This window comes from Nonomuraea turcica, from assembly GCF_030718205.1.
In the GTDB taxonomy this organism is placed as follows: Bacteria; Actinomycetota; Actinomycetes; order Streptosporangiales; family Streptosporangiaceae; genus Nonomuraea.
The window spans coordinates 342,696-368,445 of the sequence record NZ_JAUZQF010000005.1; the positions used below are offsets into that span (position 1 = coordinate 342,696).

General features: G+C 71.9%; 25 protein-coding genes. 10 read left to right on the top strand and 15 right to left on the bottom strand.

The genetic code is table 11. The features are described 5' to 3' along the window. Positions 1-633: an NAD(P)-dependent oxidoreductase gene (locus Q9G87_RS15920; RefSeq protein WP_305917119.1), complete on the top strand. Its 633-nt coding sequence runs from the start codon at positions 1-3 to the stop codon at positions 631-633. Positions 634-687: 54 nt separating this feature from the next. Next, positions 688-1,551 (top strand): SMP-30/gluconolactonase/LRE family protein, encoded by an 864-nt coding sequence (locus tag Q9G87_RS15925; protein ID WP_305917120.1) that lies wholly within the window; start codon positions 688-690, stop codon positions 1,549-1,551. A gap of 499 nt (positions 1,552-2,050) precedes the next feature. On the opposite strand, the gene Q9G87_RS15930 is transcribed toward Q9G87_RS15925, so the two are convergent. The 4 genes from Q9G87_RS15930 to Q9G87_RS60685 all read right to left on the bottom strand — a co-directional run bounded on the left by Q9G87_RS15930 (position 2,051) and on the right by Q9G87_RS60685 (position 6,231). Continuing rightward, the gene (locus Q9G87_RS15930) at positions 2,051-2,950 is read right to left on the bottom strand and encodes a pentapeptide repeat-containing protein (protein ID WP_305917121.1); all 900 of its coding nucleotides are present in this window, start codon (positions 2,948-2,950) and stop codon (positions 2,051-2,053) included. Positions 2,951-2,994: 44 nt separating this feature from the next. Continuing rightward, complete coding sequence (gene uppS, locus Q9G87_RS15935; RefSeq protein WP_371825782.1) at positions 2,995-3,714, bottom strand: polyprenyl diphosphate synthase; 720 nt, start codon at positions 3,712-3,714, stop codon at positions 2,995-2,997. Positions 3,715-3,813: 99 nt separating this feature from the next. After that, positions 3,814-4,593, bottom strand: coding sequence for a TetR/AcrR family transcriptional regulator (locus Q9G87_RS15940; RefSeq protein ID WP_305917123.1), 780 nt, complete (start codon positions 4,591-4,593; stop codon positions 3,814-3,816). A gap of 93 nt (positions 4,594-4,686) precedes the next feature. Next, positions 4,687-6,231: an LLM class flavin-dependent oxidoreductase gene (locus Q9G87_RS60685; RefSeq protein WP_371825777.1), complete on the bottom strand. Its 1,545-nt coding sequence runs from the start codon at positions 6,229-6,231 to the stop codon at positions 4,687-4,689. Positions 6,232-6,335: 104 nt separating this feature from the next. Between Q9G87_RS60685 and Q9G87_RS15955 the strand changes: the two genes are divergently transcribed. Together Q9G87_RS15955 and Q9G87_RS15960 are read left to right on the top strand one after the other, a co-directional pair. Continuing rightward, positions 6,336-6,800, top strand: coding sequence for a MarR family winged helix-turn-helix transcriptional regulator (locus Q9G87_RS15955; protein ID WP_305917124.1), 465 nt, complete (start codon positions 6,336-6,338; stop codon positions 6,798-6,800). A gap of 85 nt (positions 6,801-6,885) precedes the next feature. Then, positions 6,886-7,863 carry a small ribosomal subunit Rsm22 family protein gene (locus Q9G87_RS15960; protein ID WP_305917125.1) on the top strand — a complete coding sequence of 326 codons (978 nt, stop codon included), beginning with the start codon at positions 6,886-6,888 and terminating at the stop codon, positions 7,861-7,863. A gap of 2 nt (positions 7,864-7,865) precedes the next feature. Here Q9G87_RS15960 and Q9G87_RS15965 read toward each other — a convergent pair whose 3' ends face one another. The 4 genes from Q9G87_RS15965 to Q9G87_RS15980 are packed head-to-tail and all read right to left on the bottom strand — an operon-like array spanning position 7,866 to position 10,651. Then, positions 7,866-8,207: a DUF4180 domain-containing protein gene (locus tag Q9G87_RS15965; protein WP_305917126.1), complete on the bottom strand. Its 342-nt coding sequence runs from the start codon at positions 8,205-8,207 to the stop codon at positions 7,866-7,868. Beyond that, complete coding sequence (locus tag Q9G87_RS15970; RefSeq protein WP_305917127.1) at positions 8,200-9,078, bottom strand: alpha/beta fold hydrolase; 879 nt, start codon at positions 9,076-9,078, stop codon at positions 8,200-8,202. The genes Q9G87_RS15965 and Q9G87_RS15970 overlap by 8 nt, the downstream gene beginning before the upstream one ends. Beyond that, positions 9,075-9,476 carry a helix-turn-helix domain-containing protein gene (locus Q9G87_RS15975; protein ID WP_305917128.1) on the bottom strand — a complete coding sequence of 134 codons (402 nt, stop codon included), beginning with the start codon at positions 9,474-9,476 and terminating at the stop codon, positions 9,075-9,077. The genes Q9G87_RS15970 and Q9G87_RS15975 overlap by 4 nt, the downstream gene beginning before the upstream one ends. A 41-nt stretch (positions 9,477-9,517) precedes the next feature. After that, positions 9,518-10,651, bottom strand: a complete 1,134-nt coding sequence (locus Q9G87_RS15980; RefSeq protein WP_305917129.1) for a winged helix DNA-binding domain-containing protein — start codon at positions 10,649-10,651, stop codon at positions 9,518-9,520. Positions 10,652-10,814: 163 nt separating this feature from the next. Between Q9G87_RS15980 and Q9G87_RS15985 the strand changes: the two genes are divergently transcribed. From Q9G87_RS15985 to Q9G87_RS16000, 4 genes are read left to right on the top strand one after another with little or no spacing between them, the layout of a single operon-like run. Next, a complete protein-coding gene (locus Q9G87_RS15985; protein WP_305917130.1) occupies positions 10,815-12,353 on the top strand; it encodes a phenylacetate--CoA ligase family protein in 1,539 nt (512 codons plus the stop codon). Further along, positions 12,350-12,796 carry a DUF4188 domain-containing protein gene (locus Q9G87_RS15990; protein WP_305917131.1) on the top strand — a complete coding sequence of 149 codons (447 nt, stop codon included), beginning with the start codon at positions 12,350-12,352 and terminating at the stop codon, positions 12,794-12,796. The genes Q9G87_RS15985 and Q9G87_RS15990 overlap by 4 nt, the downstream gene beginning before the upstream one ends. Further along, positions 12,793-13,878 carry a hypothetical protein gene (locus tag Q9G87_RS15995; protein ID WP_305917132.1) on the top strand — a complete coding sequence of 362 codons (1,086 nt, stop codon included), beginning with the start codon at positions 12,793-12,795 and terminating at the stop codon, positions 13,876-13,878. The genes Q9G87_RS15990 and Q9G87_RS15995 overlap by 4 nt, the downstream gene beginning before the upstream one ends. Continuing rightward, positions 13,875-14,795, top strand: a complete 921-nt coding sequence (locus Q9G87_RS16000; RefSeq protein ID WP_305917133.1) for a nitroreductase family protein — start codon at positions 13,875-13,877, stop codon at positions 14,793-14,795. Before Q9G87_RS15995 ends, Q9G87_RS16000 begins: the two co-directional genes overlap by 4 nt. 47 nt (positions 14,796-14,842) lie before the next feature. On the opposite strand, the gene Q9G87_RS16005 is transcribed toward Q9G87_RS16000, so the two are convergent. From Q9G87_RS16005 to Q9G87_RS16030, 6 genes are all read right to left on the bottom strand, one after another. Then, a complete protein-coding gene (locus Q9G87_RS16005) occupies positions 14,843-15,661 on the bottom strand; it encodes a nucleotidyltransferase domain-containing protein (RefSeq protein WP_305917134.1) in 819 nt (272 codons plus the stop codon). A gap of 69 nt (positions 15,662-15,730) precedes the next feature. Continuing rightward, on the bottom strand, positions 15,731-16,231 hold the full coding sequence (locus Q9G87_RS16010) for a MarR family winged helix-turn-helix transcriptional regulator (RefSeq protein WP_305917135.1): 501 nt from the start codon (positions 16,229-16,231) through the stop codon (positions 15,731-15,733). Positions 16,232-16,280: 49 nt separating this feature from the next. Next, entirely contained in the window at positions 16,281-17,450 is a 1,170-nt protein-coding gene (locus tag Q9G87_RS16015) for a substrate-binding domain-containing protein (RefSeq protein ID WP_305917136.1), read from the bottom strand. Between the two features lie 103 nt (positions 17,451-17,553). Next, on the bottom strand, positions 17,554-18,567 hold the full coding sequence (locus Q9G87_RS16020; protein ID WP_305917137.1) for an ABC transporter permease: 1,014 nt from the start codon (positions 18,565-18,567) through the stop codon (positions 17,554-17,556). After that, the gene (locus Q9G87_RS16025) at positions 18,561-20,108 is read right to left on the bottom strand and encodes a sugar ABC transporter ATP-binding protein (protein ID WP_305917138.1); all 1,548 of its coding nucleotides are present in this window, start codon (positions 20,106-20,108) and stop codon (positions 18,561-18,563) included. The genes Q9G87_RS16020 and Q9G87_RS16025 overlap by 7 nt, the downstream gene beginning before the upstream one ends. 96 nt (positions 20,109-20,204) lie before the next feature. Beyond that, complete coding sequence (locus tag Q9G87_RS16030; RefSeq protein ID WP_305917139.1) at positions 20,205-22,505, bottom strand: ATP-binding protein; 2,301 nt, start codon at positions 22,503-22,505, stop codon at positions 20,205-20,207. 192 nt (positions 22,506-22,697) lie between these two features. Between Q9G87_RS16030 and Q9G87_RS16035 the strand changes: the two genes are divergently transcribed. Beyond that, positions 22,698-23,930 carry an RNA polymerase sigma factor gene (locus Q9G87_RS16035; protein WP_305917140.1) on the top strand — a complete coding sequence of 411 codons (1,233 nt, stop codon included), beginning with the start codon at positions 22,698-22,700 and terminating at the stop codon, positions 23,928-23,930. A gap of 213 nt (positions 23,931-24,143) precedes the next feature. Beyond that, positions 24,144-24,626, top strand: a complete 483-nt coding sequence (locus Q9G87_RS16040; RefSeq protein ID WP_305917141.1) for a metallophosphoesterase family protein — start codon at positions 24,144-24,146, stop codon at positions 24,624-24,626. Here the strand turns inward: Q9G87_RS16040 and Q9G87_RS16045 are convergent. Continuing rightward, a complete protein-coding gene (locus tag Q9G87_RS16045) occupies positions 24,619-25,650 on the bottom strand; it encodes an ABC transporter substrate-binding protein (protein WP_305917142.1) in 1,032 nt (343 codons plus the stop codon). The two genes, Q9G87_RS16040 and Q9G87_RS16045, sit on opposite strands and share 8 nt — an antisense overlap. Between the last annotated feature and the right edge of the window lie 100 nt (positions 25,651-25,750).

The following is a 25,750-nucleotide window of genomic DNA, read 5'->3' on the forward strand; positions in this document are numbered from 1 at the left end:
ATGCGCATCACCATTTTCGGAGCGTCCGGAGCCGTAGGCAGCCGGGTGGTGGCCGAGGCGCTGTCGCGCGGCCACGACGTGACCGCCGTCGTCCGCGATCCCGCTCGCCTGGTCCACCTGCCCGCCCGGGTGCGGGCGGGCGACGCCTCGGACGTCGAGCAGGTGGCCGCGTTGAGCGCCGGTCAGGACGTGGTGATCAGCGCGACCCGGCCCGCGCCCGGTGACGAGGACGAGCTCCCGATCACCGCCAAGGCGCTGCTGGCCGGCGTGGCGCGGACCGGCGTGCGGCTGCTGCTCGTCGGTGGCGCGGCGGGTCTGACCGTGCCCGAAGCCGGTGGGCTCCCCCTCGTCGAGACTCCCGATTTCCCGCCCGCGTTGCGGCCCATCGCGCTGGCCTGCAACGAGCAGCTCGAGGTCTGCCGCTCGGCCACGGACGCCGACTGGACGTACCTGAGCCCGCCGGCGTTGCTGGAGCCGGGCGAGCGTACCGGCGTCTACCGGGTCGGTGGCGACGAGTTGCTCGTCGACGCGCACGGCAGGTCGGCGATCTCCATGGAGGACTTCGCGATCGCGCTGCTGGACGAGGCCGAGCTGCCCCGGCACCGCGGCAGCAGGTTCACGGTCGCCTATTGACCGATTCTGGCAGCATGATCGGTACGTGGCCCGCCAGCGACCGAGGAGACCGGCATGACCATCGCCCCCTACCCCGTGACCGACCCCGTCGCCGAGCACGGGGAGGGACCCGTCTGGTCCGGCCGCTGGGGCGGGCTGCGGTGGGTCGACATGCTGGCCGGCGACGTGCTCGCGCTCGACGCCCAGGGCGCGGTGCGCCGCCGCCACGTGGGCGCGGTGGCCGCCGTCGTGCGGCCGCGCGCGTCCGGCGGCTACCTGGTCGCGGCCGAGCGGGAGCTGCTGCTGTCCGGCTCCGACGACCTGGACGCCCCGCTGCGCTCCCTGGGCGAGGCGTGGACCGATCCCTCGATCAGGATGAACGAGGGCGGCTGCGACCCCGACGGCCGCTTCTACATCGGCAGCATGGCCTATGACGCGGCCCCCGGGCGCGGCGCGTTCTACGTGGCCGAGCCCGGCGGCGCACTGCGGGTGGTGCTGCCGGAGGTGACGATCTCCAACGGGTTCGGCTTCAGCCCGGACGGCGCCCTGGCCTACTACGCCGACACCGAGACCGGGCGGGTGGACGTGCTCGACTACGACCCCTATAGCGGGCTCAGCGGGCGCCGTCCTTTCGCCGTCGTCGACCCCGCACAGGGGGCTCCCGACGGGCTGACGGTCGACGCCGAGGGCGGGGTGTGGGTGGCGCTGTGGCAGGGCGGGGCCGTGCACAGATACGACGCGGACGGCCGGCTCGACGCGGTCATCCGCCTGCCCGTCCGCAAGGTCACCGCGGTGACCTTCGGCGGCGAGGATCTCGACCGGCTCTTCATCACCACGTCGGCGCTGGACGTGGACCGGGCCGAGCAACCCGGCGCGGGCGCCGTCTTCGCCGCCGACCCGGGGGTGCGGGGCCTGCCGGTGCTGCCGACGACGCTCTGACGGCCGGCCATTTTTGGTGGGGGCGACGTCCATCCCGCGCCGGCGAGCGGGAAGGGCCACCCGCGGCGTCATCCGGCTCCAACATGGTCACCGGTGTGAACGTCGCCCATAGCTTGGACCGCCGGGCGCGCCCGGCGGTTCCCCTGCTCCAGGGAAACCTTCGGCCGCGATCGCTTTGCTCATTCGCCGGAGATGTGCCTAAGATGCCGCAGCGCTTGATCGCCGCCGTGCGGCCAGGCGCACGATTCCCCGGCTGGCGGCCCCTGTCGCGCCGGACGTTCAGCGGATCTCCCTTTCATCGCGGCCGCTGACGCATCACCACGTGCAGGCGTGCGCCTCTGGCGTACGCCTTCTTTTGGCTTCTGATCGATCCTGAAGAGAGGACACACGCATGATCGGCATGCCGTTGACCGGTGTCGCGCACTCACCCACGTCCGACCCCGACATCTTCGAGGGCCTGCTCCTGCACCAGCTCGGCTTCCTCCGCAGACACCTCTAATCAGCGGCGGCGGGCGCGGCCTCCGGTCCCGCGCCGCGCGCCCCGCCCGCGTCCGGGGCGGGGCTGCGGTCTCGGCTCGCCGCGTGTGTCGGGCCAGTGCGAGGGGCGGGTGAGCCCCGGGGGAAGGCGGGTGGCGGCGTCGCCCTTGGCCGCGTTGAGCTGGGCTTGGGTGAGGAAGATGCTGCCGGTGAGGTCGGCGCCCGCCAGGTCGGCGCCCCGCAGATCCGCCCCGATCAGGTCGGCCTGCCGCAGGTCCGCGCCGCGCAGATCGGCCCCGATCAGGTAGGCGCCACGCAGGTCGGCCCCGCGCAGGTCGGCACCCCTGAGCCGGGCTCCGACCAGGTCGGCGCCCCTGCGGTCCTTACCCCGGCAGCCCGCCCTGACGAGCTCGCTCACCCGCAGCAGCAACGTGTTGACCCCGGCCCGGTGCGCCACCAGATCGAGGTTCTTCAGCGCGTCGACGCTCTCGCGGGTGAGCCGCTCGGTCTCGTCGAGCGCCTTGCGCAGCTCGGCCTGAATCGGCCCGGCCGCCTCCAGCGTCAACGCCTCCGCCACATACCACAACAGCTCGTGCAGCTGCCGCACGACCGGGAACACCGCGAACATCTGCCCCGCGGTCTCCGGCGCCTGCCGCCAGCTCGTGCCCGCGAAGGTGACCTGCGAGACCTTCTGCCCGGCTCCGAAGCAGTCGTAGACGGTGCAGCCCGGATAGCCGCGCTGCCGCAGCTGCGCGTGGATGGCGCAGCTGAAGTCCTCGCGCAGGTTACGGCAGGGGTCGCCGGCGGCCTTGTCGGCGGCGAAGTCGGCCGAGGCCGAGAACGGCAGCGCCACGCAGCACAGCCCGAAGCAGTTGGCGCAGTCGGCCAGCAGGCCGAGCTCACGCGGGTTCGTTCCGGGCAACGTGTTGACTCCTCAGCAGGTGGCGGCACATCAAGGGTACGCCGTCACCCGCCGAAGCGGCGCTGCCGGGCCGCGAAGCTGCGGAGCGCCCGCAGGAAGTCGATCTCACGGAAGGCCGGCCAGTAGGCCTCGCAGAAGTACAGCTCCGAGTAGGCCGACTGCCAGAGCAGGAAGTTGGACATGCGTTGCTCGCCGCTGGTGCGGATCACCAGGTCCGGGTCCGGCTGCCCGGCCGTGTAGAGGTGCTTGGCGATGTCGTCGGCGGTCAGCGTGGCGGCCAGGTCCAGCATGGACTGCCCGGCCTCGGCCCGCTCGTACAGCAGCTCGCGCAGGGCGTCGATGACCTCCTGGCGGCCGCCGTACCCGATGGCCAGCGTGAGATGGAAGCCGGTGGCGCACGCGCGGGTCGCCTCGACGGCGCTCTTGAGCGCGCGGGCGGTGGTGTCGGGCAGCATGTCGAGCAGGCCGGCGACGTGCACGCGCCAGCGGGCGTCCGGCCGGTCGAGCCGGTCGGCGACCATCTGCTCGATCACCCGCAGCAGGAACGCGACCTCCTCGTCGCCGCGCCGCTGCAGGTTCTCCGTCGAGCACAGGAATATCGTCAGGTGCCGGATGCCGAGTCCTTCGCACCAGGTCATCACATGCTCGATGTGGTCGGCGCCGTACTTGTGGCCGATGCTCGGGTTGGCCAGCCCCCTCTGCCTGGCCCAGCGCCGGTTGCCGTCGATGATCAGGCCGACGTGCTGCGGCAGCGGGCCCGACATGACCTGGCGGCGCAGGCGGCGGGCGTACAGGGCGTGGGGAAGATCAGTGATGTGCACCCTATTAGGATGGCGCGCCCAGCGGGCGGCGAAACCGTTTCCTCAAGGGCCGGCAGCGGCCGTTTCGACGCCGTCGAGCAGCACGGCCAAGCCCACCGTGAACGTCTGCCAGGCCCGGTGCCGCAGCCACGGCTCGCCCTCGCCGGGCGTGTCGTCTTCGGACTCCACCCAGCTCACCAGCGGGTAGCGCGCGGCGAACCCGGGGGCTACCTCCTCCAGCAGGGCCGAGCGCGCCTTCCACCATTCCTCGTCCGACACCCCGGTCTCCGACGGGGCCTGGCGTGACTCGGCGACCGTCCTGGCCGCCCCGCGCACGAAGTCGAACAGCAGCGCCACCACGCCACGCAGCCGGGCGGGCGGCAGGCCGGTCAGGCGCAGGATGCCGACCAAGGTCTCCAGCACCGCGAACTCGTTCGGCCCCAGCACGGGCCGCGCCTGCGACACCTGCGCCATCCACGGGTGACGCAGGAAGAACGCCCACATGTGCTCGGCCCACGCGGTGACGGCCGGGCGCCAGCCCCCGCCGAGGTCGTAGTCGACCGGCAGCTCGGCCATGGCCCGGTCGTACATGAGGTCGACCAGCTCGCCCTTGCTCGGCACGTACGTGTAGAGCGCCATCCCGGTGCGGCCGAGCCGCTCGCCGACCTTGCGCATGGACAGCGCCGTCATGCCCTCGCCGTCGGCCACCGCGATGGCGGCCTCGACGATCAGGTCCACGCTGAGCCCCGGCTTGGGCCCCGGCCGGGCTTCGTCCCGCTCCTCCGTGCGCCACAGCAGCGCCATCGAACGGCGCGCGTCACCCTGACCGGCGTACACGACCAACGCGGGATTCTCCTTGCGGACAGAACTCCTTACGGCATAAAGCGTATCAGTGGCGTGCGCTCCGGCCCTCGCGGGCCGCCGCAGGGGCAAACATCAGATGCCGTGCCTGGCCAGGGGCTCGACGAGCTCGCGCTCTTCGTAGGACAGATGCGACAGCAGGCTGTCGGTGAGCAGGTCCACGACCGCACGCAGCTCGCCCAGGCGGCCGGCCGGGTCCCCGACGAACGCCACCAGCGCCCGATCGATCCGTTCGAGGATCTTGTGAATGGCCTGGTGCTCCTCCTTGAGCCGGTCGAGCACCGGCGCGAGTGCGGGCTCGACGCGGCGCAGGTGGGGGAACACGGCCGCGTCCTCGGCGGAATGGTGCATGGTGAGGAGCCGGCAGTAGGACTCGCAGTAGGCGCCGAGCGTCCAGTTGTTCTGGCGCATGGTCATGGTGTTGATGTGCGAGCGGGCGGCGTCCGCGTCGAGCGCTCCCGCGGCGACCTGGCCGATCAGGTCGCGCAACTGGGCGAGCTCGGCGCGCAGGTGGTCGTGCACGTCGATGAGGTGCCGGCCGTTGGCCTGCTCCCGGGGGGTGTAGCGCCTGGCGGAGCCGGGGCGCGGCGCGGTGGGCCGGGTGCTCTCGTCCCAGACGCGGACGTCGCTCAGGCGCACGCCATCGTCCGGGGTCGGGGTGAACCCCAGCGACGGCTCGGCCTCCGGCGGCGGCTGCGGTGAGGCACTGGGCTGGGCCGCTCGCGGCGCGCGTCCCCCGGGGCTCCCCTCCATGGTTGCGGTTGGGGCGGTGCGGCGTGCGGCGGCGACGAGCTCGCGTACGGCCGGCGCCGTCTCCGCGGCGAAACGCTGGATCTGAGCCGGATCGCCGGTCATGAGGGTGAAGACGCTGATTCCGTGCTCCAGCGCGAGCTCGGCGAGCTGGGCGGGTGGCAGCTCCTCGCCGAGGTTGAGCAGGCGGCGGATGTCGCCCGGCGCGCGGCCGGCCTCGGCGGCCGCCTCGTCGATGACGGCGTTCCCCTCGGCGATCTTGGCGGTGGTCCGGAGGTGCGGGAGGGAAGGGAGCCAGCCGTCGGCGAGCCGTCCGGTGAGGCGGAGCATCCGGGGCTTGTACGCGCCGAGCCAGATGCCGATGTCGTGGGCCGGACGCGGCCCGCGCGGCGTGCCCTCCACCCGGTGGTGAACGCCGTGGAAGTGGATTCCGCCGGGCGCGTCGGTGTCCCATGCGGCGCGGATGATCTGGATGCCTTCCTCAAGCGCGGCCACGGCGTCGCCGGGGGTCAGGCGCGGGGCGCCCATGGCGGCGATGGCGTCCCAGTAGCCGCCCGTCCCGAGACCGAGCTCGAACCGGCCGCCGCTGAGAAGGTCCAGGCTCGCGGCGGCCTGGGCGAGCATGGCGGGCGGCCGCAGGGGCAAGGGGTGCACATTGCCCGCGAGCCTGATCGTCTCGGTGGCGGCGGCCACGTAGCCGAGCAGCGTCCAGGTGTCCAGGAGCGCCGGCTGGTACGGGTGGTCCTGGAAGGTGACGAGGTCCAGCCCGGCGCGTTCGGCGAGCTGGGCGTGGGCTACGACGGTGCCGGGGTCCTGCGCGTACGGCACGATGTTGGCGCTGAAGAGCAGGTCGTGGCCGTAGTCGGGCATGAGGGGCTCCTTGCGGCGGGCCGCGCATTAGTTGGTAATACGAATAGTTGTTACGCGAGAAAAATAGTTCGTACTACCAACTAGTGTCAACTAGACTCGGTGGCGTGGTCACCACGAAGGAGCCGCTCCTGCGGTTCACCGAGGCGCTCGTCCGCCTGTCGCACCTGGTGCAGCAGGTGTTCGACGAGGTCGCCAGGGAGCACGACCTGACCCCGCAGCAGGCCCAGCTGCTCTGCCTGCTCATCGACGGGCCCGTCGGGATGACGGACCTGTCCCGGTCCCTGCACCTGGAAAAGTCCAGCCTGACGGGGCTGGTGGACCGGGCGGGGAAACGCGGCCTGGTGGCCCGCGCCCGCGACTCGAAGGATCGCCGGGCCTGCCGGATCGTGCTGACCCCGGAAGGGGAACGGCTTGGGGCGCTGGCACACGAGGCGATGAGCGAGCGGCTGGAGGCGCTGGCGGGGAAACTGCCGCAGGAGCACCGGCACCTGCTGACGTCGGCCATCGGCGGGATCCTCGCCGAGCACACCGCCCAGACCGGCCGCGCCTGGACCGCCTCCGCGAGCTGACGGGCCGCCCGCCGGCGGGATCGGCCCACTCGGCGGCGCCCGATAGCTGTTCGCCAGGGGCACAGCGCGTGGTTGATAATGTCCCATGCTGCCCGACGCCCTCAGAGCCGCCCTGGACCAGGCCCTGACCCGCTACTCGCCGCAGGAGTTGTCCCGGTCGGTCGCCCACCTCACCGAGAGCTACCGCACCCCGTCAGCCGGGGGCACGCACCTGCGCACCCAGGCCGACGTCGCCGCCTACGCCGCGTACCGCATGCCCGCCACCTACGCCGCCGCCGGCGCCGCGATGCGTCAGGCGGCGGCGCTGACGCCGGGCTTCCAGCCGGCGACGCTTCTCGACGCCGGCGGCGGGACCGGGGCGGCCATCTGGGCGGCGGGTGCGATCTGGCCGTCCCTGCGCCAGGTCACGGTCATCGAGCACGACCCGCACGTCATCGACCTGGGCAGGCGCCTGGCCCGCGGGTCGGAGGCGGCCGCCGTGCGGGACACCACGTGGCGGCACGCCGCCATCCGGCCTGGCCTGAACCGGCCGCCGGCCGACCTGGCGACGATGTCGTACGCGCTGGGCGAGCTCCCCGAACGGGACCGACCGGACATCGTGCGCTGGCTCGCCGACGGCACCGCCATGGTGATCATCATCGAGCCCGGCACCCCCGCCGGCTACGCCACCATCGCCGCCGCCCGGGAGGTGCTGTCCGGGCAGGGCATGACCATCGCCGCCCCCTGCCCGCACGACGGCCGCTGCCCGATCCAGCCGGGCCGCGACTGGTGCCACTTCTCCGTCAGGCTGCCCAGGAGCTCCCTGCACCGCCAGGTCAAGGCGGGGACGCTGAGCTTCGAGGACGAGAAGTTCTCCTACGTCGCCGCCACGGCCGGCCCGTCCCCGCGCGCCGAGGCCCGGGTGCTGCGGCACCCGCAGAAACGCAAGGGCGTGGTGTCCCTGCGGCTGTGCACGGCCGACGACGGGCTACGTGACGTGATCGTCTCCAAGCGGCAGGGCGAGCTCTACCGGCGCGCCAGGGACGTGGACTGGGGTGACGCGTGGCCGGGCGGTGAGGGCTGACGTCAGGAGCGCCGGGCCGCGAGTTCCTCCAGGTCGCGGACGAACCAGAGGTGGGTGCCCCGGTTGGACTCCAGCACCCAGGCGCGCAGGGCTTCGCTCGCGGCGGTGAAGCGGGAGACGTCCCCCACGATCGCCAGCCCCATCCGGTAGTTGACGAACTTCTGCGCGATCTCCCCCGCCACGCCGGTGCGCAGGGAGAAGAAGTCCTCGTGCAGCCGCTCGGCGGGCACGGCGACCCAGGTGGCGCCGTGCCCCCATGCCTCGCCGATGAGGTCGAGCGCGTCCCGCTCGTCACGCAGCCGCGGGCCGTCGGGCGGGCAGAGGTGAACGCTGTCGTCAGGCATGGGCGGTCTCCAGGAAGTCCATGATCTCTCGGGTGAGGGCGGGGAGCAGGTGTCCGGCGTCGGGCAGCAGGCGTACCTCGGCGTGCGGGACGTTGCGCTGGAGGCGGCGGCGCGTGTCGTGGGAGTCGAGCAGGGCGTCGCGGCCTCCGACGATCGCCAGCACCGGCACGGCCAGCCCGCGCAACGCCTCGTCGCCGAAGACCGGCACCTTGCCGCGGCGCGGCCGGAAACTCTTCTGGATCAGCAACGAGAACGCGCCGAGATCACCGCCGCCCTCCGCGGCGGAACCGTTCGCGGCCCATCCCTCCGCGGCGGGGCCGAGGAGGCGGCGCATGGCGCGCCGCAGGCCCCGCTCGCCCAGCAGCATCAGCGGCAGCGCGCCCAGCAGCGGCAGCCACCGCTGGCGGCCGATGCCGCTGGGGCAGAGCAGGGCGAGCCGTTCGACCCGCCCGGCCCTGCATGTGGCGTAGTCGACCGCCAGCCATCCGCCGAGCGAAACGCCCACCATCGAGGCCCGCTCCACGCCCAGGGCGTCCAGCACGTCGTCGAGCCACGCGGCGTACGCGCCGGAGCCGAGCGGCGGCCGCGACGGCGCGCTCAGCCCCGGCTCGCCGATCACATCGACCGCGTACACCCGCAACCGCCGCGCCCAAGCGGCAACGTCACCCATCCACATGGCGCTGGTGGCCCCCGATCCGTGCAGGAGCACCACCGCGGGCGCGCCGTCCGGCCCGGACGCCAGCACGAACGTCTCGCCCTGCCCGGTGGGCACGCGCACGTGCTCGCCCGGCACCGGCCAGCGGCCGAGCAGTTCCCGGTAGCGCCGCTCGACCGCCCGTGCGCCCTCCGGCGAGGAGTAGATGCCACTCATTGCCGCACCAGCGCGTCGACGATCCGCAGCACCTGGGCACTCTCCTCGAGCCCGCCCAGCACGATGATCTTCAAGTGGGCGCGCTCCTCGTCGTACGCGAACTCCACGCGGAGCCCGTGCGGCGCTCCCGCGAGCGATCCCATGACCATCGTGCTGATCCGGTCCATCTCACGCCGCTCGACGCCGTCGATCTGCACGATGCTGGACACCTCGGCGTGCCGCGGCACCTCCGGGCGGTCGTCGGGCAGCCCGGCGAACGCCGCGAGGTCCTGCCTGGCGATCCGGTATTGCTTGCCGACGCGCGCGGCGGGCAGCCGCCCGTCCCGCACGTAGTTACGCACAGTCTTGACGTGCAACCCCAGTCGCCTGGCTGCCTGCTCCACGGTGTATTGCTCCATAACACTCCCTACAATAGGGCATGTCAGGGAAGAATAGGGAGTCAGGCATGCGGTCCCACTGCCACGGGGCCGATGGTCAGGCGCGGCCGGCCCTCCAGCACCTCCCCCACCCGCTCCACCTGCTCGTCGAGGTCGCGCAGCTGGGCCGGTGTGAGATCGCGGAGCGTCTCCACGGTGACGTCGATCTTGCTGCCGGAACGCCGCTGGTGCCACACCCCGCGCACTTCCCCGTCCACCAGCAGCACGGGGAAGTTCCCCGCCTGGCCGCCGGCCAGCGCCCGCTGTGCCGCCGCGCCCGGGTACAGCAGCTCGCGCGGCCGCCCGGCCACCACGTACGCGTCGAAGTACGGCAGCAGCCGCACCCCGCGTGGCGGGTCCGAGGGGAAGGCCGTGTCGCCGGCGACCACCCAGGCCCGCCGCCCCTCGAACAGCACCTCCTCCAGCCCGGCCGCCTCGAACCCCCGGGCCGCCCACCGCACCGGCCCGCCGGCCCATTGCGCGAACTGGTCGGGGGTGGCCGGTCCGTACGCCGTCAGATACCTCCTGACCAGGCCGCCGAGCCCGTCCTCGACCGGCTCGGCGGGAGGCGGGGCGGTGTAGGTGACCTTGCGGCCCCTGTTCAGGCCGAAGACGACCGCGCCCCGGTGTCCCGCCAGCGCCATGGCCTGCCGCCAGCGCGGCCACATGCCCTGGAACGCGGGCATGACCAGGTCCCCGGCCCACGGCCCGGTGGCCGCCACGACGGCGTCGCTCAGCTCGTCGATCGTCATCTCCGGCCCGGCGGCGAGCACCTCGCGGATGGCCTCCACCACCTGGTGGGTCTGCTCGGGCGTCATCCGCACGCCGTCGGGGAATGCGGCGTGCCCGGGGGGCACCGACGACAGCGCGCTCACCCACAGGGGCAGGTCGCGGGCGGGCAGTAGGTGCACGGTGCCGCGCGGCCCGAACGTCTTGACCAGGCTGCGCCGATCCCACAGCGCTTCGCGCAGGTGCGTCCGCGTGGCGCCGTCCAGCCGCAGGGCGACGGACGCCTCACCGGCCGACATCACCTGCGCGTGCGCCCCGCACATGGCCGCCACGACCTCCGCAGGGTCCGCCTGGCCCCAAGGTGCTGCGCCCAGCCCGGCCCGTTGCAGCCGCCGCGCGCTCACCTGCGGCCACGACACTTCGATCATCAGTCCTCCTCCGTCCGCATCCTCACGGTAGAGGCGAACGCGGAAGATTTCCTTCCGCAACGACAGTGGCCATGCCTAAGGACGGCGCGCTATCAAAGGCCGCTACGCCGAAGTAAGTGTTCGTAAAGCCATCTTCAATTCGGAATCAGTAATGTCACACCTCATGACCCGCCTCAGTCCCGTCCTCGGACCGCTCACCCCCCGCCAGCGCTGGCGGCGGGTCCGGCTCCAGGCCTATTCCTGGGCCTTGACCGGCGCCTACCGGCTCGGCGCGATGCATCCGGCCATCTGGCGGCTGGTGGCCCGTGGCTACCATCCCGCGCTGGACCGGGTCGCCGCCAGGCACGCCAGGGTGGCCTGCCAGTTCGCGGCCGTGGACGTGCCGGCGTACCGCCATTTCCTGCGGGCGAACGGGGCCGAGCAGGCCAGCCGGCTGGCGGAATTCCCCGAGACCACCAAACAGAACTACGCCGGCGTCTACGACGAGCAGAGCCGCTGCCAGGAGGGCAGGCTGCACCGCCCCGGCGTGATCGTGGACGAGTCGTCGGGGTCGAGCGGCAAACCGTACAACTGGGTACGCGGGCCGCGCGAGCTCAAGGGCATCTACCGCAACGCCGCCGGGTACATCGAGCTGGTCTTCCCGGGCGAGCGGTTGTTCGTGATCAACGCGTACTCGATGGGCGCCTGGGCCACCGGCACGACCACGGGCGCCGCCATGGCGCGCATCGCGATGGTCAAGAACACCGGTCCGGACCTGGAGAAGATCGCCGACACGCTGGAGCACTTCGGGCCCGGCTACGACTACGTGGTGGCCGCGTACCCGCCGTTCCTCAAGCACCTGCGCGACCGCCTCGACGAGGCCGGGTTCCCGTGGCGGGACTATCGCATCCGCGGCATGGTCGGCGGCGAGGGCATGACCGAGGCGCTCCGCGACTACCTGCAGGAACGCTTCGAGGAGGTGCGCTCCGGCTACGGTGCCAGCGACCTGACCATCGGCATGGGCGCGGAGAGCGGTTTCAGCGTGTGGCTGCGCAAGCGCCTGGCCACCGACCAGCCGCTGCGCGACCGGCTGCTCGGCCCGGGCGAGCAGCGGCTCCCGATGATCTTCCACTACAACCCGCTGGAGACGTTCCTGGAGGTCAACGCGGACGGCGAGCTGCTGTGCACCATCAACACCAAGAGCTGCCTGCAGCCCAAGCTCCGCTACAACGTCGGCGACGAGGCCCGCCTGTACACCCTCGCCGAGGTGCGGGAGGCGTTAGGCACGCAGGAGTACCAGCGGGCGTGGACCGACGAGCGGCTGAACCTGCCGCTGCTGTTCCTGTTCGGGCGCAAGGATTCGACGATCTCCTACATGGGCGCGAACCTCTATCCGCAGGACGTCGAATACGGCCTCTACCAGGGCAATCCGTACGCCGCCGCGATCAACCGGTTCTGCCTGTCGCTGGAGGAGCTGCCGGGCCTGGAGTACCGCCCGGTGATCAACCTCGAGGTACGCGGCGACGTGGACCGTGAGGAGCTGGCGGCCATCTGCCGCAAGGGCGTCGTCGCCCACCTGAGCACGGTCTCACGCGACTTCGCCGAGTCGCTCAAGGAGGACCCGACGGCCGCCGACCTGAGGGTCAAGGTCCACGACCTGGGCGAGGGCCCGTTCGCGGGGTTCACGAAGATGAAGAACGTCTATCTGGTGAAGGACTCATGAGGACCACGGATTTCAGCAAGGCGCCGCCGCAGGGGCAGGCGACGGCCATGTTCGTCGGGGCCACCCGCTACCGGGGGCCGCTGTCGATCCTCACCCTGACCTTCACGTGGGTGCGCATGGTGCGCGACATGAAGCGGATGCGCGGCTACCGCTGGCACAAGGTCTACTGGGAGTTCCCGTTCACGCTGGGCACACTGGCGTTCTTCGAGGACCGCGACGCGCTGCTGCGTTTCGCCCGCAGCCGGCACCACCGCAAGCTCATGCAGTGGGTGACCGATGGCACCAAGAACGCCACCGGCGGCTACATCCGGCTCTACAACGCCGAGCCCGAGGGCTACAGCAACGGGGTCTGGCGGGCGGAGGGCGGCCCGATGGCGCACATCGAGACGTTCACGCCACTGTCGGCGGAGGACGGCGACGGCCCGCCGGTGAAGCGCGGATGACGGAGCTCGCGGGGCTGCAGCCCGTCGAGACCCGCCGTGACCTGCGCGACTTCCTCTCCCTCACCGGCCGCGTCTACGCCGGCGAGCCGCGGTTCATCCCGCCGCTGCACGCGCAGGTCCGCACGTGGTTCCGTCAAGGCGTGCGGATGTACGTGCTGCGCCGGCGCGGGCAGGTCGTGGCCAGAACCACCCTGCACTCCGATGACGCACTGGACGCCAAGCTGGGCGGGCGGACTCAGCTGTTCGGCCTGACGGAGTTCGCCGAGGAGGCGGCAGAGGAGCTCTTCGACGGCATCTGCGCCGCCGGGCGGGCCGCTGGCAGGGAATCGGCCTTCGGACCAGTGTCGCTGCTGCCCAACCAGGCGGGCGGGGTCATCACCTCGGGCTTCGGCGAGCGCGGTTTCATCGACAGCGCGTGGAACCATCCCTACTACCCGGCTGCCTACGAGGCTCATGGATTCAGCCGGCGCTTCGAGTCCGACACCTGGATCTGCCCGGTGCCGGACAAAGAGGTGTTCGCGTTCGACGACCGGAGGATCGAGGCCGAGCGGCTGCGGGTGCACCGGGGGGACCGCCGGCGGGTGGCGGAGCAGCTGCCGATCCTGCGGGAGATGCTCAACGCCAGCTTCGCGCAGCTCGGCTACTACACCGAGATCTCCGCCGAGCAGCTGGCGGCGCAGACGGACGGGCTGGCGTACCTGCTGGACGAGGCGCTGCTGCTGTACCTGACGAAGGCGGACCGGCCGGTGGCGTTCGTGTTGTGCCTGCCCGACATCTCGGAATTCGTCGCGAGATGCCGGGGCAATCTCCATCTCCTGCGGCAGCTCCGGCTGCTCGCCACCCGCTCCCGCTACCGCCGCGAGGCGGTGCTCATCATCAAGGGCACGGTCCCCGGCGAGCAGGGTCATGGCTACATGCGGCTGCTCTCGCGCGAGCTGCACGAAGGGCTGCGCCGCGGCGGCTACCACACGCTGCGCAGCACGTACGTCGAGCGCACCAACCCCGGCTCCGCCGCCCAGTACGTCGCGATGGGCGGGCGCCCGCTGCACGGCTACACCTTCTACGCCAAGGATCTCGCGTGAACGAGTTGCGGGCGCTGGAGCCCGACTTCTGGCGGGCGCCGAGCGCGCACAACACCCAGCCGTGGACGCTCGCCTACGGGGCGGACGAGGTCGCGGTCGGCTGGGATCCGGCCAGGGCGCTGCCCGTCAGCGACCCCACGGGGCGCGACCTGCGTCTCAGCCTGGGGGCGTTCGTGGAGTGCTGCCTGATCGTGTGCGCGGACGCGGGCCTGTCCATCGCCTTCCGCCCCGCCCCCGGGCCGCTGCGCGTGGGCTGCCTGCACAGGGCCGAGGAGCCGTACCGTACGCCGTTCACGACGGCGGACGTGCGGGCGAGGGGCGCCAACCGGGGCGACTACCACCCGGGACGGCTGCCGGACGACGTGGCCGCCGGGCTGGCCGGGATGCGACGGGTCGCCTGCCGGGACCTGGCGGACCTGCTGCACGCGGCGGACCTGCACCAGTTTGGGGACCGGGAGGTGACGCGGGAGCTGCGTGCCTGGCTGCGCCTGACCCGCCGGCACCGCCGCTACCTGCTGGACGGCCTCAGCGACCGGGCGCTGGCGCTCAGCCGGTTCGAGGCGCTCGCCCTGCGCGCCTCGCTCGCCCTCTACCCGGCGCTGCGGCCGCTCGGCCTGCCCAGGGTGCTGGCCGGCGCGTCCCGAGGGCTGCTGGACTACGACGGGGACGTGCTGGTGCTGGTCGGGGCGGCCGGCGACGAGGTGGAGCAGGGCCGCCTGCTCATGCGGCACTGGCTGACGTTGTCCGGCCTCGGCTACACCACGCATCCGCTGAGCCAGATCATCGACAGCGGCCCGACGCGGGAGGCGCTGGCGCGGCGGCTGGGGGTGGACGATCCCGCGTCCCTGCTCCACGTGGCCCGCGTCGGCCGCCCGAAGGCCCCTGCCGCGCCGTCGGCCCGGGTCAAGGAAGGGTAGCGGCTGGGTGTGCAGTTCCTGACCATCCAGGCACGACTCAGGGGCGCTTATGAGCCGCAGGCGGCCCGTACCTCCGCGATAAGCCGTGCCGCGTCGTCGACCGTGCGGCCGATCTCCTCCGGTGTGTGCCCGACCGCCGCGAGCAGCGCCTGCGCCCGCTCGCCGAACCCGCTCGGCGCCGACGGCAGCCGATCCGCCGAGGCCACCATGCCCTTCTCGTTGATCAGCCAGGCCTCGTCGTTGGCGTGCAGCGCGTGGCAGGCGGCCCCGATCGCGCGGAACAACGCCCCCGCCGCGTACACCGGGTCCCGCCCTGCGGCACCGTACCGGGCGATCATGAGGGCGAAGTCCGCCTCCCTCAGCTCCCTGATCAGCGCCGCGCGCAGCGCCGGCGGGTACTGCGCGGCCTCTTCCCGCAGGGCGGCCAGCTCCCCGCCCGGGTCGGCCAGCACCCGGCACAGCGCCACCTCCCCCACGTAGGCGTGGGAGTAGAAGCCCAGCGGATGCCCTGTCTGAACGCCGACCTCGTTCCGGCCTTCCCGGCAGTCCCGCCAGATCCGGTGGACCCGGTCGAGGTCGCGGTAGATCCAGTCGACACGCCACCCTTTCACGGTCAGCCATCCGCCGCCGTCCACCCACGGGCCCCACCCGCCCGGCTCGGTCACGTCGACCGGCTCGCCCGTCACCTCCCGCGCAAGCGCCCGCAGCTTGTCCACGTCGAGCCGCCCTCGGTAGTAGAGGCCCAGGTCGATGTCCGAGTCCGGCCGGTGTGTGCCGCGCGCCCTGCTGCCGCCCAGCACCACGGCCACCACACCGGGCACCTCGGCCAGCCGGGCGGCGATGGCGTGAAGATCCTTCTCTTGCATGGGGTCAAGACTAGAGGCCGCTCCCCCACCCACCGGTTCGGAACAGCGGCGAGGCCCGCAGCGCGCGCCTCACTCCCACGCCGGGTCCTCCGCCAGCTTTTCGGCGATCCGATCGTGGAAACTCTTGCGGGCGAGGACCTGCTCGATATCGGCGACGACGCGGGTGAGCGGATAGGGGATCTCGGCCTCGATCTCGGCGATGGCGGCCTCCGTGGCCCGCCACTCCGCCGCCAGGCGGCCGACGATGCCGCGGGCGTTGTCGGTGAGCGTCACCTTCTTGCTGCGTGCGTCCTCGCCCGCGACGGTCCGGACCCAGCCGGCCGCGCGCATCGCCGCCACCTTCTGGCTGAGCGCCGAATGCGTCCGTCCGACCGACTCGGCCAGTTCGGTGATGGTCATCGGCCCGTGGGCGTGGAGCCGGAGCAACTCCATGACGAAGCTCGGCTTGAGCCCGTTGATGCGCTTGTCGGAGTAGAGCCGGGCGATGTCCGCGTCCATCGATGCCTGCAGGAGCCGCAGAGGCCGCCAGAGGCTCTCCTGGGTGGGATCGGGTGCGTGGGAGTCCGCCATGAGCAGATTTTAAGAGTGCTTATATAAGCACTGTTGCACCGGCCGTCCCTTAGCCGAGCCAGATGCGCCGGTAGGCCTCCCGGTAGCCCCGTGGCTCCCATGAGGTGGAGTTGCCCACGTTCCCGGTCGTGGTCAGGTGCACCGGCGTCACGTACCCGCTGGGCGGCCGGCCGGCGAACGCGCGGTTGAGCTCGTCGATGATCTGGCTGCCCTGAGCGTTCAGCGGCTCAGGGACCGTCGCCTGCTGGAACTGCCGGGCGCGGATGCGCTGGAACGCCGAAGGATCCCCGTCCCCGGCGCCGATGGCGTAGGGAGGCCCGCCGCCTTTCCGTCCCGCGGCACGCAGCGCCGGGGCGGCGTCGGCGAAGTAGACGTCGTTGATGGCGACCGAGTGCGTCCACCGCTCGCCGAAGCGTGACAACAGCGAGGAGGTCACCACCGGCATCCGGCTGCCGGTGTCGGGCAGCGGGATGTTCTCGTACGCGAGCACCTTCACGCCGGAACAGCTCTGCAGCGTCTTCCTGATCAGCTGGGACTTGTTCTCCGCGAAGGGGATCGAGGAGTCGGTGAAGATCACGACGTCCGCGTCGCCGTTGGAGGTGGCGATGATCCAGTACGCGCTGATCCTCGCGACGTCCTCCACCCGGCTCGTCACGTTGGTGAAGAGCTTGGGATTCACGCTGGGGCCCGGTGACGGGGTGGCGTGCCAGCCGACGAGCGGAATGCCGGCGGCGTCGGCCTGTTTGACCTGCTGAGCCACGGAGTTCGGGTCGAATCCCCCGATGACGATGCCGGATGGCCGGAGGGCGATCGCCTGACCCAGAGCCGACCGGATCCCGGCCGGGGTGCCTTGGCCGTCGATCACGCGGACGCGCCATCCTATGGTCCGGGCGGCCTCCCGCACCCCGTCGGCGGTGCCGGCCACGCCGGGGTTCGTCATGGTCGAGGCGACGAAGACCACGCCCTTGCCGGCGACCGCGCGCGGCCCGGTCGTGGGGCCGTCCCACGCAGTGTTCACCGCTTCGGCCCGCGCGACCGCCCGCGCGGCCGTGTCCGTCACGTCAGGGCACGGACTGGCCGCCCGGTCCCGGGTGGGCGGGCCGTCCGGCGTGGGGCGGGGCGCGCCGCGTGAGCAGCCGCCGGCCACCACGCCGGTCACCACGGCGGCCAGCGCCAGCGCCGTCGCACCACGCCGGAATCCGCGGCAGGTGAGATCCATGCCTGCTCCTCGCTCAGGGCTCCTCACTCAGGGCTCGTCACTCAGGGCTCACCTATCACTCAGGGTTCATCTCATCACTCCGGGCTCAATCACTCCGGCCTCATCAGTCAGCGGCGGCGGCAGCGGGGCCGGCGCGTGTGCGGCGCCGCGCCGAATAGCCGGCCAGTCCGACCGCGATGAGCAGCGTGATCCCGTTGAACAGGGGGGTCACCCAGAAGTCCGCCCCCAGCTGGCTGATGCCCGACAGCCCGATGGCCAGGATGGCGACGGCGACGACGGTGCCCCAGGGGTTGACCCGCCCGGGCTTGATCGTGGTGGAGCCGAGCAGCGCGGCGACGAACGCCGGCAGCAGGTGGTCCAGCCCGACGCTCGGGTTGCCGATCTGCTGCTGGGCGGCGAGCAGGATCCCCGCGAATCCGGTCACCAGGCCCGAGCCCGCGAAGGCGAGGATGACGTAGCGGCGGACGGGGATCCCGACGAGTTCCGCCGCCCGCAGGTTGGAGCCGATGACATAGAGGTAGCGGCCCAGCGCGAGCCGCTCGAGCACGACCCAGAGCGCAGCGGTCAGGACGAGGACGTAGAACGCGGCTATCGGCAGGTTGAGGAAGGTCGAGTCGTACAGGTCGGTGAGACCGGCGGGCAGGCCTTGCGGGCCGGCGAAGATGCGGGCGCCGTGCGTCACCCAGCCCGTGACGGCGTACAGGACGCTGCCGGTGCCGAGCGTCGCGATGAAGGAGTCTATGCGCGCGAACACCACGAGGAGACCGTTGATCACGCCGACCGCGACGCCGCCGGCGAGCACGGCCAGGCAGGCCTGGGGCCACGGCCAGCCGGCGTTGACGACGAGGAGCAGTGTCATGACATGGCCCAGCCCGAGGCCGTAGCCGATGGACAGGTCGAAGTTGCCCGTGACGATGGGGATCATCGCGCCCTGCGCCAGGATAGCGATGATCGAATAGGCGGAGATGATCGCCGTCAGGTTGGCCATCGTGGGGAAGGTGTCCGGCAGGACGAGTGCGAACACGACGAACAAGAGGAAGGCCAGCGCCGGCAGCCCGTAGCCGCCGATGAGACGTCCCGCGGCGAGCCGCCGCCGGACGAGCTCTCTGGTCAGCAACGCTCCGCCCGGCGGCCGGCGGGCGCGGCCGTGGCCGCGTGGGTGAGGGCGGCGACGGTGAGGGCGTCACCGCCGAGCTCGGCGGTGACCGCTCCGCGGGTGAACACGAGTACGCGGTCGCACATGTTCACGACTTCCTCGAAGTCCGCGGAGACGAGCAGGGCGGCCAGCCCGCCCACCAGGGCCTCACCCAGCAGCCGGTAGATCTCGGACTTCGCGCCGACGTCGACGCCGGCCGTGGGCTCCTCGAGGATCAGCAGCCGGCTGCGGGCGCCGAGCCAGCGCCCGAGCAGGATCTTCTGCTGGTTCCCGCCGGACAGGGTGGCGAAAGTCGCCTCGGTGTCGGCGGGGCTGACCCGCAGTCGCGTGATGACCGCCATCGTCTCGGCGCGCTCCCGCCGGGCTCCCACCAGGCTCAGCGGCGATCGGCCGCGGGTCGCGGGGTTGGCCAGGAGGTTCTCCCGTACGCTCAGCTCCGCGGCGGCCTCTTCGTGCCGGTCGCCGCTCACGAGACCGGCGCCCGCGCCGACGGCGGCCGACACCGAGCCCGGCCGGTACGGCCGCCCTGCCAGGTGCACGCTGCCCGACAGGAGGGGGCACGCGCCCGCCAGCGCACGTCCGATGTCCACGTGCCCGGCGCCCGCGAGTCCGACCAGGCCGAGCGTCTCGCCTGCGCGCAGCTCGAAACCGACCGGTCCCGCCTGCCCGGCACGCACGCCGGCGACGCGCAGCAGGACCTCTCCTGGCCGGCGATGCCGGTGGCGGTAAACCCGGCTCTCCCGGCCGACGATGTCGCGTACGAGATCGGCCGGCCGGCGGCCCGCGAGCGGTCCGCGGCTGACGACGCGTCCGTCGCGCAGGACGGCGACGCTGCCGGCGATCCGGTAGACCTCGTCGATCCGGTGCGTGACGTACAGGATCCCGTGGCCGCGGTCACGGAGCGTACGCAGCACGTCGAACAGGGCGACGCAGTCGGCGGCGGGCAGGGAGGCGGTCGGCTCGTCGAACACGAGGACCGTCGCATCCGTGGCCAGCGCGCGGGCGATGGCCACGAGCGAACGCTCCGCGCGCGTCAACTGCGCGATCGGCAGGTCGGGGTCGAGGTGAGAGGCGATGGCCCGCAGGGCGTCCACACCGCGCTGCCGCACCGCGCGCCAGGAGATGAGGCCGCCGCGCCGGGCATATCCGGCGCCGAGGGCGATGTTCTCCGCGACGCTCATCCATTCCACGAGGCCGAGATCCTGGTGGATGAAGGCCATGCCGGCGGAAGCGGCCTGGCTTCCCAGGGGATGGCCGGCCACGACGACCTGTCCCTCGTCGGCGTGATGGATCCCGGCCAAGATCTTGATCAGGGTCGATTTGCCGGCTCCGTTGGCGCCGAGCAGGGCGAGGATGTCGCCGCCGTGGAGGTCGAGGTCCACTCCTCGGAGCGCGTGGATGCCGCCGAAGTGTTTGCGGAGTCCCCGGATCCGGACGAGCGGATCGGGGCCGGTCCTTGATCCCGGTCTGGCCGGACGGTGATGCGAGATGTCGTTGTGCACAGCTGTCTCCGCGGGACCTCACCACCTGGCGGACAGGGCCTCGAGGTCGCCGAATATCCGTTTCATCGTACAGAACCCATGGTCAAAGGCCCGGGGTCACTCTTGATCGGGCGGGCGTGAGTCCCAGGTTTTGACGATTTGGGACCTGGACGTGAAGTTCAGCTTGCGGAGGATGTTCTCGACATGGCACTCCGCGGTGCGTTGCGCGATGAACAGGGCGTCCGCGATCTGCTTGTTGCTCATGCCCTTCGCCACGCATTCGGCGATCTCCCGCTCCCTGCGGGTGAGGACGGAGGTCACGTCGGGTGTGGGTGGTCGTGCGGGCCGCTCGTCCAGGGCGTAAGCGGCGACCTGGTCGAGGGTGAGCTCCGCGCCGCGGTCGAAGGCGACCTGGAACCGATCGTCTTTCAGGTGCCGGCGGAGGGTGGACTCGCACCGGTCATGAGCACCGGCCAGGTGCCCGAGGCCGGACAGTGACGTTCCGATCGACCGCCAGGCCACCTGGGCGGCGCCGAGCATCTGGGCGGCCTGCTCGTACAGCTTGTCGTCGGCCAGGACCCAGGCCAGCCCCTCGACGCACTGGGCCAGGCCCAGATGGTCGTTGCAGCGCAACTTCAGCCGCACGGAGTCACGCATCATGGTCACGGCGTCGCAGAGAGCGCCCCGCCGCCACCGCTCGAGAGCCGTGACCCACAGCGCGTAGGACACCGACCAATCGGCGTTCGCGCGCCTGGCCGTCTCCAGCACCTCCTCGCAGAGTTTCGTGGAACGCGGATCGTCCATGAGGACGGCCGTCAGGGCGAGTTGGAAGAGCGCGACCCACTCATGACCCCGATGGCCGATGACGCGGCGCCGGGCCAGGGCCTCCTCCAGCAGCGTGAAGGCCCGGGCGAAGTCTCCGGCCAGCAGCGCGGAGAACCCCGTGATGTGGAGGGCGCCGGCGAGCTGGGCCTCGTCGCCGAGCCGCTCCGCCAGCGTGCGGCACTCTTCCAGCAACGGCTTCGCCGTTTCGGGATCGCCCCGGAGCAGCACGAGCCACGCGTCGACCCACAGGGCCTTGGCCCGGACCGCCCCGGCGCCCGGCTCCTTGGCGAGCGCCCGCTCCAGCCAATGGTGGCCTTCGCTCGGGGAGCTCCAGGAGAGCCGGTGACTCCACATCGCGGCGGCGATCTCGAGGGCGGCCCAGGCCTCACCGGGCTCGCTCAGGCAGAACTCCAGCGCGGCCCGGACGTTGCCCTGCTCCCGGCCCAGGCGGCCGAGCCATTCCATCTGATGGTCGCCGAACCATTCCGCCTCGGCTCGCGCCGCCAGGTCGCGGCACCAGTCGCGGTGCCGCAGCCGCAGGGTCGTGTCCTGGCCGGAGGCGACCAGCCGCTCCCATCCGTACTGGCGCAGCGTCTCCAGCATGTCGAAACGTACGGTGGAGTCCTGCCCGCGGCGCAGCACGATCGACTTGCTCACCAGCTGAGTCACCAGGTCCGGCACACCTTCCCGGGCGATGCCGTCCTCCGAGCACACCTGCTCGATGGCTTCAAGGTCACAGCCGCCGGAGAAGACCGACATCCGCCCCCACAGCGCCTGCTCCTCCTCGGAGCACAGGTCGTAACTCCAGTCCAACAGCGCTCGCAGAGTCTTCTGCCGTGGCGGCGCGGTGGTGAGCCCGGTCGTCAGCAGCCGGAAACGGTCGTCAAGCCGCTGGAGGATCTGCTCCGCGGAGAGAATCACCACGCGTGCCGCCGCCAACTCGATGGCCAGGGCGATGCCGTCCAGCCGCCGGCACAGCCGCGCCACCGCCAGGATGTTGGCGTCGTCGACCTTGAACCCGGGCACGACGGCCATGGCGCGGTCCTCGAACAACCGCACCGCCTCGTTGTGCAGGACGTCCTCCATGGACGCCTCGGCCGGCTCGGGCACCGTGAACGGCGAGATCTCCAGCACCTGCTCGCCCTCGATGTTCAGCGCCTGCCTGCTGGTCGCCAGGATGCGCAGCCCGGGGGCCGTCGACAGCAGGTCGCCCGCCAGTGCGCCGCACTGGGCGAGCAGGTGCTCACAGTTGTCCAGCACCAGCAGCGTCTTCTTGTCCTGCAGGTACGCGGCCAGAGAATCTATATCCGGGTACGGGCATCCGACGGCGGCGGCGACCGTTTCGGCGAGGAGGTCCCTGGCCCCCAGCGGCGCCAGGTCGATCAGCCAGACCCCGTCCTCGAACTCCCGTGACATCTCCGCGGCGATCTTCCGCGCCAGCCGGGTCTTGCCCACCCCTCCCACGCCGATGAGGGTGAGCATCCGGCCCGCCGAGAGCGCACGCTTGCCCTCCGCCAGTTCGCGCCTGCGACCGACGAAGCTGGTGAGCTCGAGTGGCAGATTCCCGGCGCACGATCGCGTTGTCGCCCCCATAGCACCCCCGCTACCCCTGGCGGGCCATGCCATGACAGGGTGGACACAAACCCTGCCCTCGTCATGACGTCGCCGGTCACGTGCGGCCCAAACGCCTGAGCGGCCGCGCCACTACCATGTGCCCGTGACATACATGCTGATGATCTCCGCCGGCCCCGAGTCGCAGCACGTCATCGACGAGGTGTAGGGGCCGTGACTGCCGTCGAGAGCCTGGTGCGGGAGCTGGCGCCGCAGGTCCTGGGCGTGCTCGTACGCCGCTACGAGCAGTTCGACACCTGCGAGGACGCCGTGCAGGAAGCGCTGCTCGACGCGGCCGTGCAGTGGCCGGAGCAGGGTCTGCCGGACAACCCGCGGGCGTGGCTGATCACCGTGGCCGCGCGCCGGGTCGTCGACCACATGCGCAGCGAGCACGCGCGCCGGCGGCGGGAGGAGAGCGTGGCCGTCAGCGTGCCCGCCGACGCGTTCGTGGCGCCGGCGCCGGGCGAGGAGCGGACCGGCGACCAGGACGACACGCTGACGCTGCTGTTCCTGTGCTGCCATCCCGCACTCTCTCAGCCCTCGCAGCTGGCGCTCACGCTGCGGGCGGTGGGCGGGCTGACGACGGCGCAGATCGCCAGCGCGTTCCTGGTGCCGGAGGCCACGATGGCGCAGCGCATCAGCCGGGCCAAGCAGCGCATCAAGACCACCGGCGCGAGCTTCGCGATGCCGCCGGAGGCCGAGCGGGCCGACCGGCTGCGCGTGGTGCTGCACGTGCTGTACTTGATCTTCAACGAAGGTTACACCGCCACCTCCGGACCGGAGTTGCACCGGACCGAGCTGACCAGCGAGGCGATCAGGCTCGCCAGGGCCGTGCACCGGCTGCTGCCCGGCGACGGGGAGGTGGCCGGGCTGCTGGCGCTCATGCTGCTGACCGAGGCGCGGCGGCCGGCGCGGACCGGGCCGGGCGGGAGGCTGATCCCGCTCGCCGAGCAAGACCGGAGCCTGTGGGACCGGCGGCTCGTCGACGAGGGCGTCGAGCTGGTGACGAAGGCGCTGTCGACGACCGTGCTCGGGCCCTACCAGCTGCAGGCGGCCATCGCGGCCGTGCACGACGAGGCGCCCACCGCCGAGGAGACCGACTGGCCGCAGATCCTCGCGCTGTACGGGGTGCTGTCGGGCCTGGACGACAACCCGGTCGTCAAGCTCAACCACGCGGTCGCCGTGGCCATGGTGCGCGGCCCGAGGGCCGGGCTCGAGCTGCTCGACCGCCTGGCGGCCGACGAGCGGATGACGCGGCACCACCGGCTGGCCGCGGTACGCGCCCACCTGCTGGAGATGGCGGGCGACCGGGCGGCGGCCGTGGAGGAATACCGGGAGGCGGCCCGGCTGACGACCAGCCTGCCGGAGCGGCACTATCTTGAAGACCGAGCAGATCGCCTGTCTTGACATGATTTGGTCGAGCCGCCGGCTGCCGGCGCTGGCCGCGCAGCTCGTCCGGGATGTCGGCGCCCTCATCACGGGGGCGCGCCGGGGCACCAGCGCGTGGCGACGTTCGCGATCGACGGGGAGGTGCGCTTCGCATCGGCGGCCGACCGGGCGGCGTTCGCCGAGGAGCCGGCGAGCTGAGGTTGGGTCGCGCGGACGGGGCATGAGGAGCGTATGAAGGTCGTCGCGCTGTCGGACACCCACGCGCCCAGGCGCTGGCGCTCGTGCCCGCCCAGGGTCGCCGAGCACCTGCGCGATGCGGACGTCATCCTGCACGCGGGCGACGTCTGCGTCGCCTCGGTGCTGGCCGAGCTGGCCGCGTACGCGCCGGTGCACGTGGTGAAGGGCAACAACGACGGCCCCGACGTGGACGCGCCCGAGACGCTGGAGCTGACCCTGGACGGGCTGCGGATCGGGATGATCCACGACAGCGGCCCGGCCACGGGCCGGGCGGCCCGCCTGCGGCGCCGGTTCCCGCAGGCGGACCTGGTGGTCTTCGGGCACTCGCACATCCCGCTCGACGAGTCGGGCGAGGGGCTGCGGATCTTCAACCCGGGCTCGCCCACCGACCGCCGCCGCCAGCCGCACGGCACGATCGGGCTGCTCACGATCGAGGACGGTGTGCTGACCCGGGCCGAGATCGTGCCCGTCACCTGACGACGTCGTCGCGGGCCTTGTCGAGGTTGGTCTTGAGCTCCTCCATGACGTTGGCATAGCCGAGGTAGCTGTAGCGCTCGGCCGCGCGCCACGGGTAGAGCTGCCCCGCCTTGACCGCGGGCAGCTTGGCCCAGGTCGGCTTCTTCGCCATCTCCTCGATCGTCATCGACTGGGCGCGGGCGTCCACGAGGATCACGTCGGCCTGGTACTTGTCGGCGCTCTCCCAGCTTACGAGCTCCCAGAAGCCGCCTTCCGAGGGTTTGGGCGGGGAGACGATGTTCAGCCCCAGCTCACCCCAGTACTTGATGTCGGGGTGGTCGGGCTGGTATGTGACGTACAGGCCGTCGGGTGCCCCGGCGACGATCATGATCTTCAGGTCGGGCTTGGCCGCGGCGAGGGTCTTGAGGGCGGCGCTGGCGGCGTCGAAGCGGTTCTTGGCCTCGACCACAGGGGCCGCCTTCGGGTCCGCGCCGAGCGCGGCGGCGAGCTGACTGTACTTCTCGATGATCTCCAGCAGGGGCTTGCCGCTGTGCATCACGCCCACGGACGGCGCGATCTGGTCGACGGCCTGGACGGACTCCGCCGGGACGTACCAGAGCTTGTCCTTCTCGTACATGCCCGCCACCAGCACGTCGGGCTGGAGCGAGGCGTACTTCTCGACGTTGAACTCGCCGAAGGCGTTGCCGATCGACTCCACCTTCGCGATGTCGACCTCGCCCACCGCCCGGTCACGGCTGCCGTCTTTGAGCCGGTGCGGGCCATACACCGCGATGGGCCGCACACCGAAGTCCCACAGCGCGGCCGCCGAGTCGAACTGGGCCACGATGCGCTGCGGCCGTTGTGGCAGGGAGATGTTCTTGCCCCGGTCGTCGGTCCAGGTCCAGGGGCCCTGCCCCGCGGCGGAGGCCGGGGCCGACGCGGCGGGGGCGGCGGGTGGGGAGGCCGTGCCGCCACAGGCGCTGACGCCCAGCACGGCGGCGACGGCGAGCGCGGCGGCAAGGGTACGTGGCGGGGGGATGGCCATGGATTCTCCTCGTTGCGCGTCTTGCCCTTATGGACGGCATATTAGATTAGCCTTACCTAACCAGAAAGATCCCGCCAGGGCCTCATACCCCTCCCGCTGG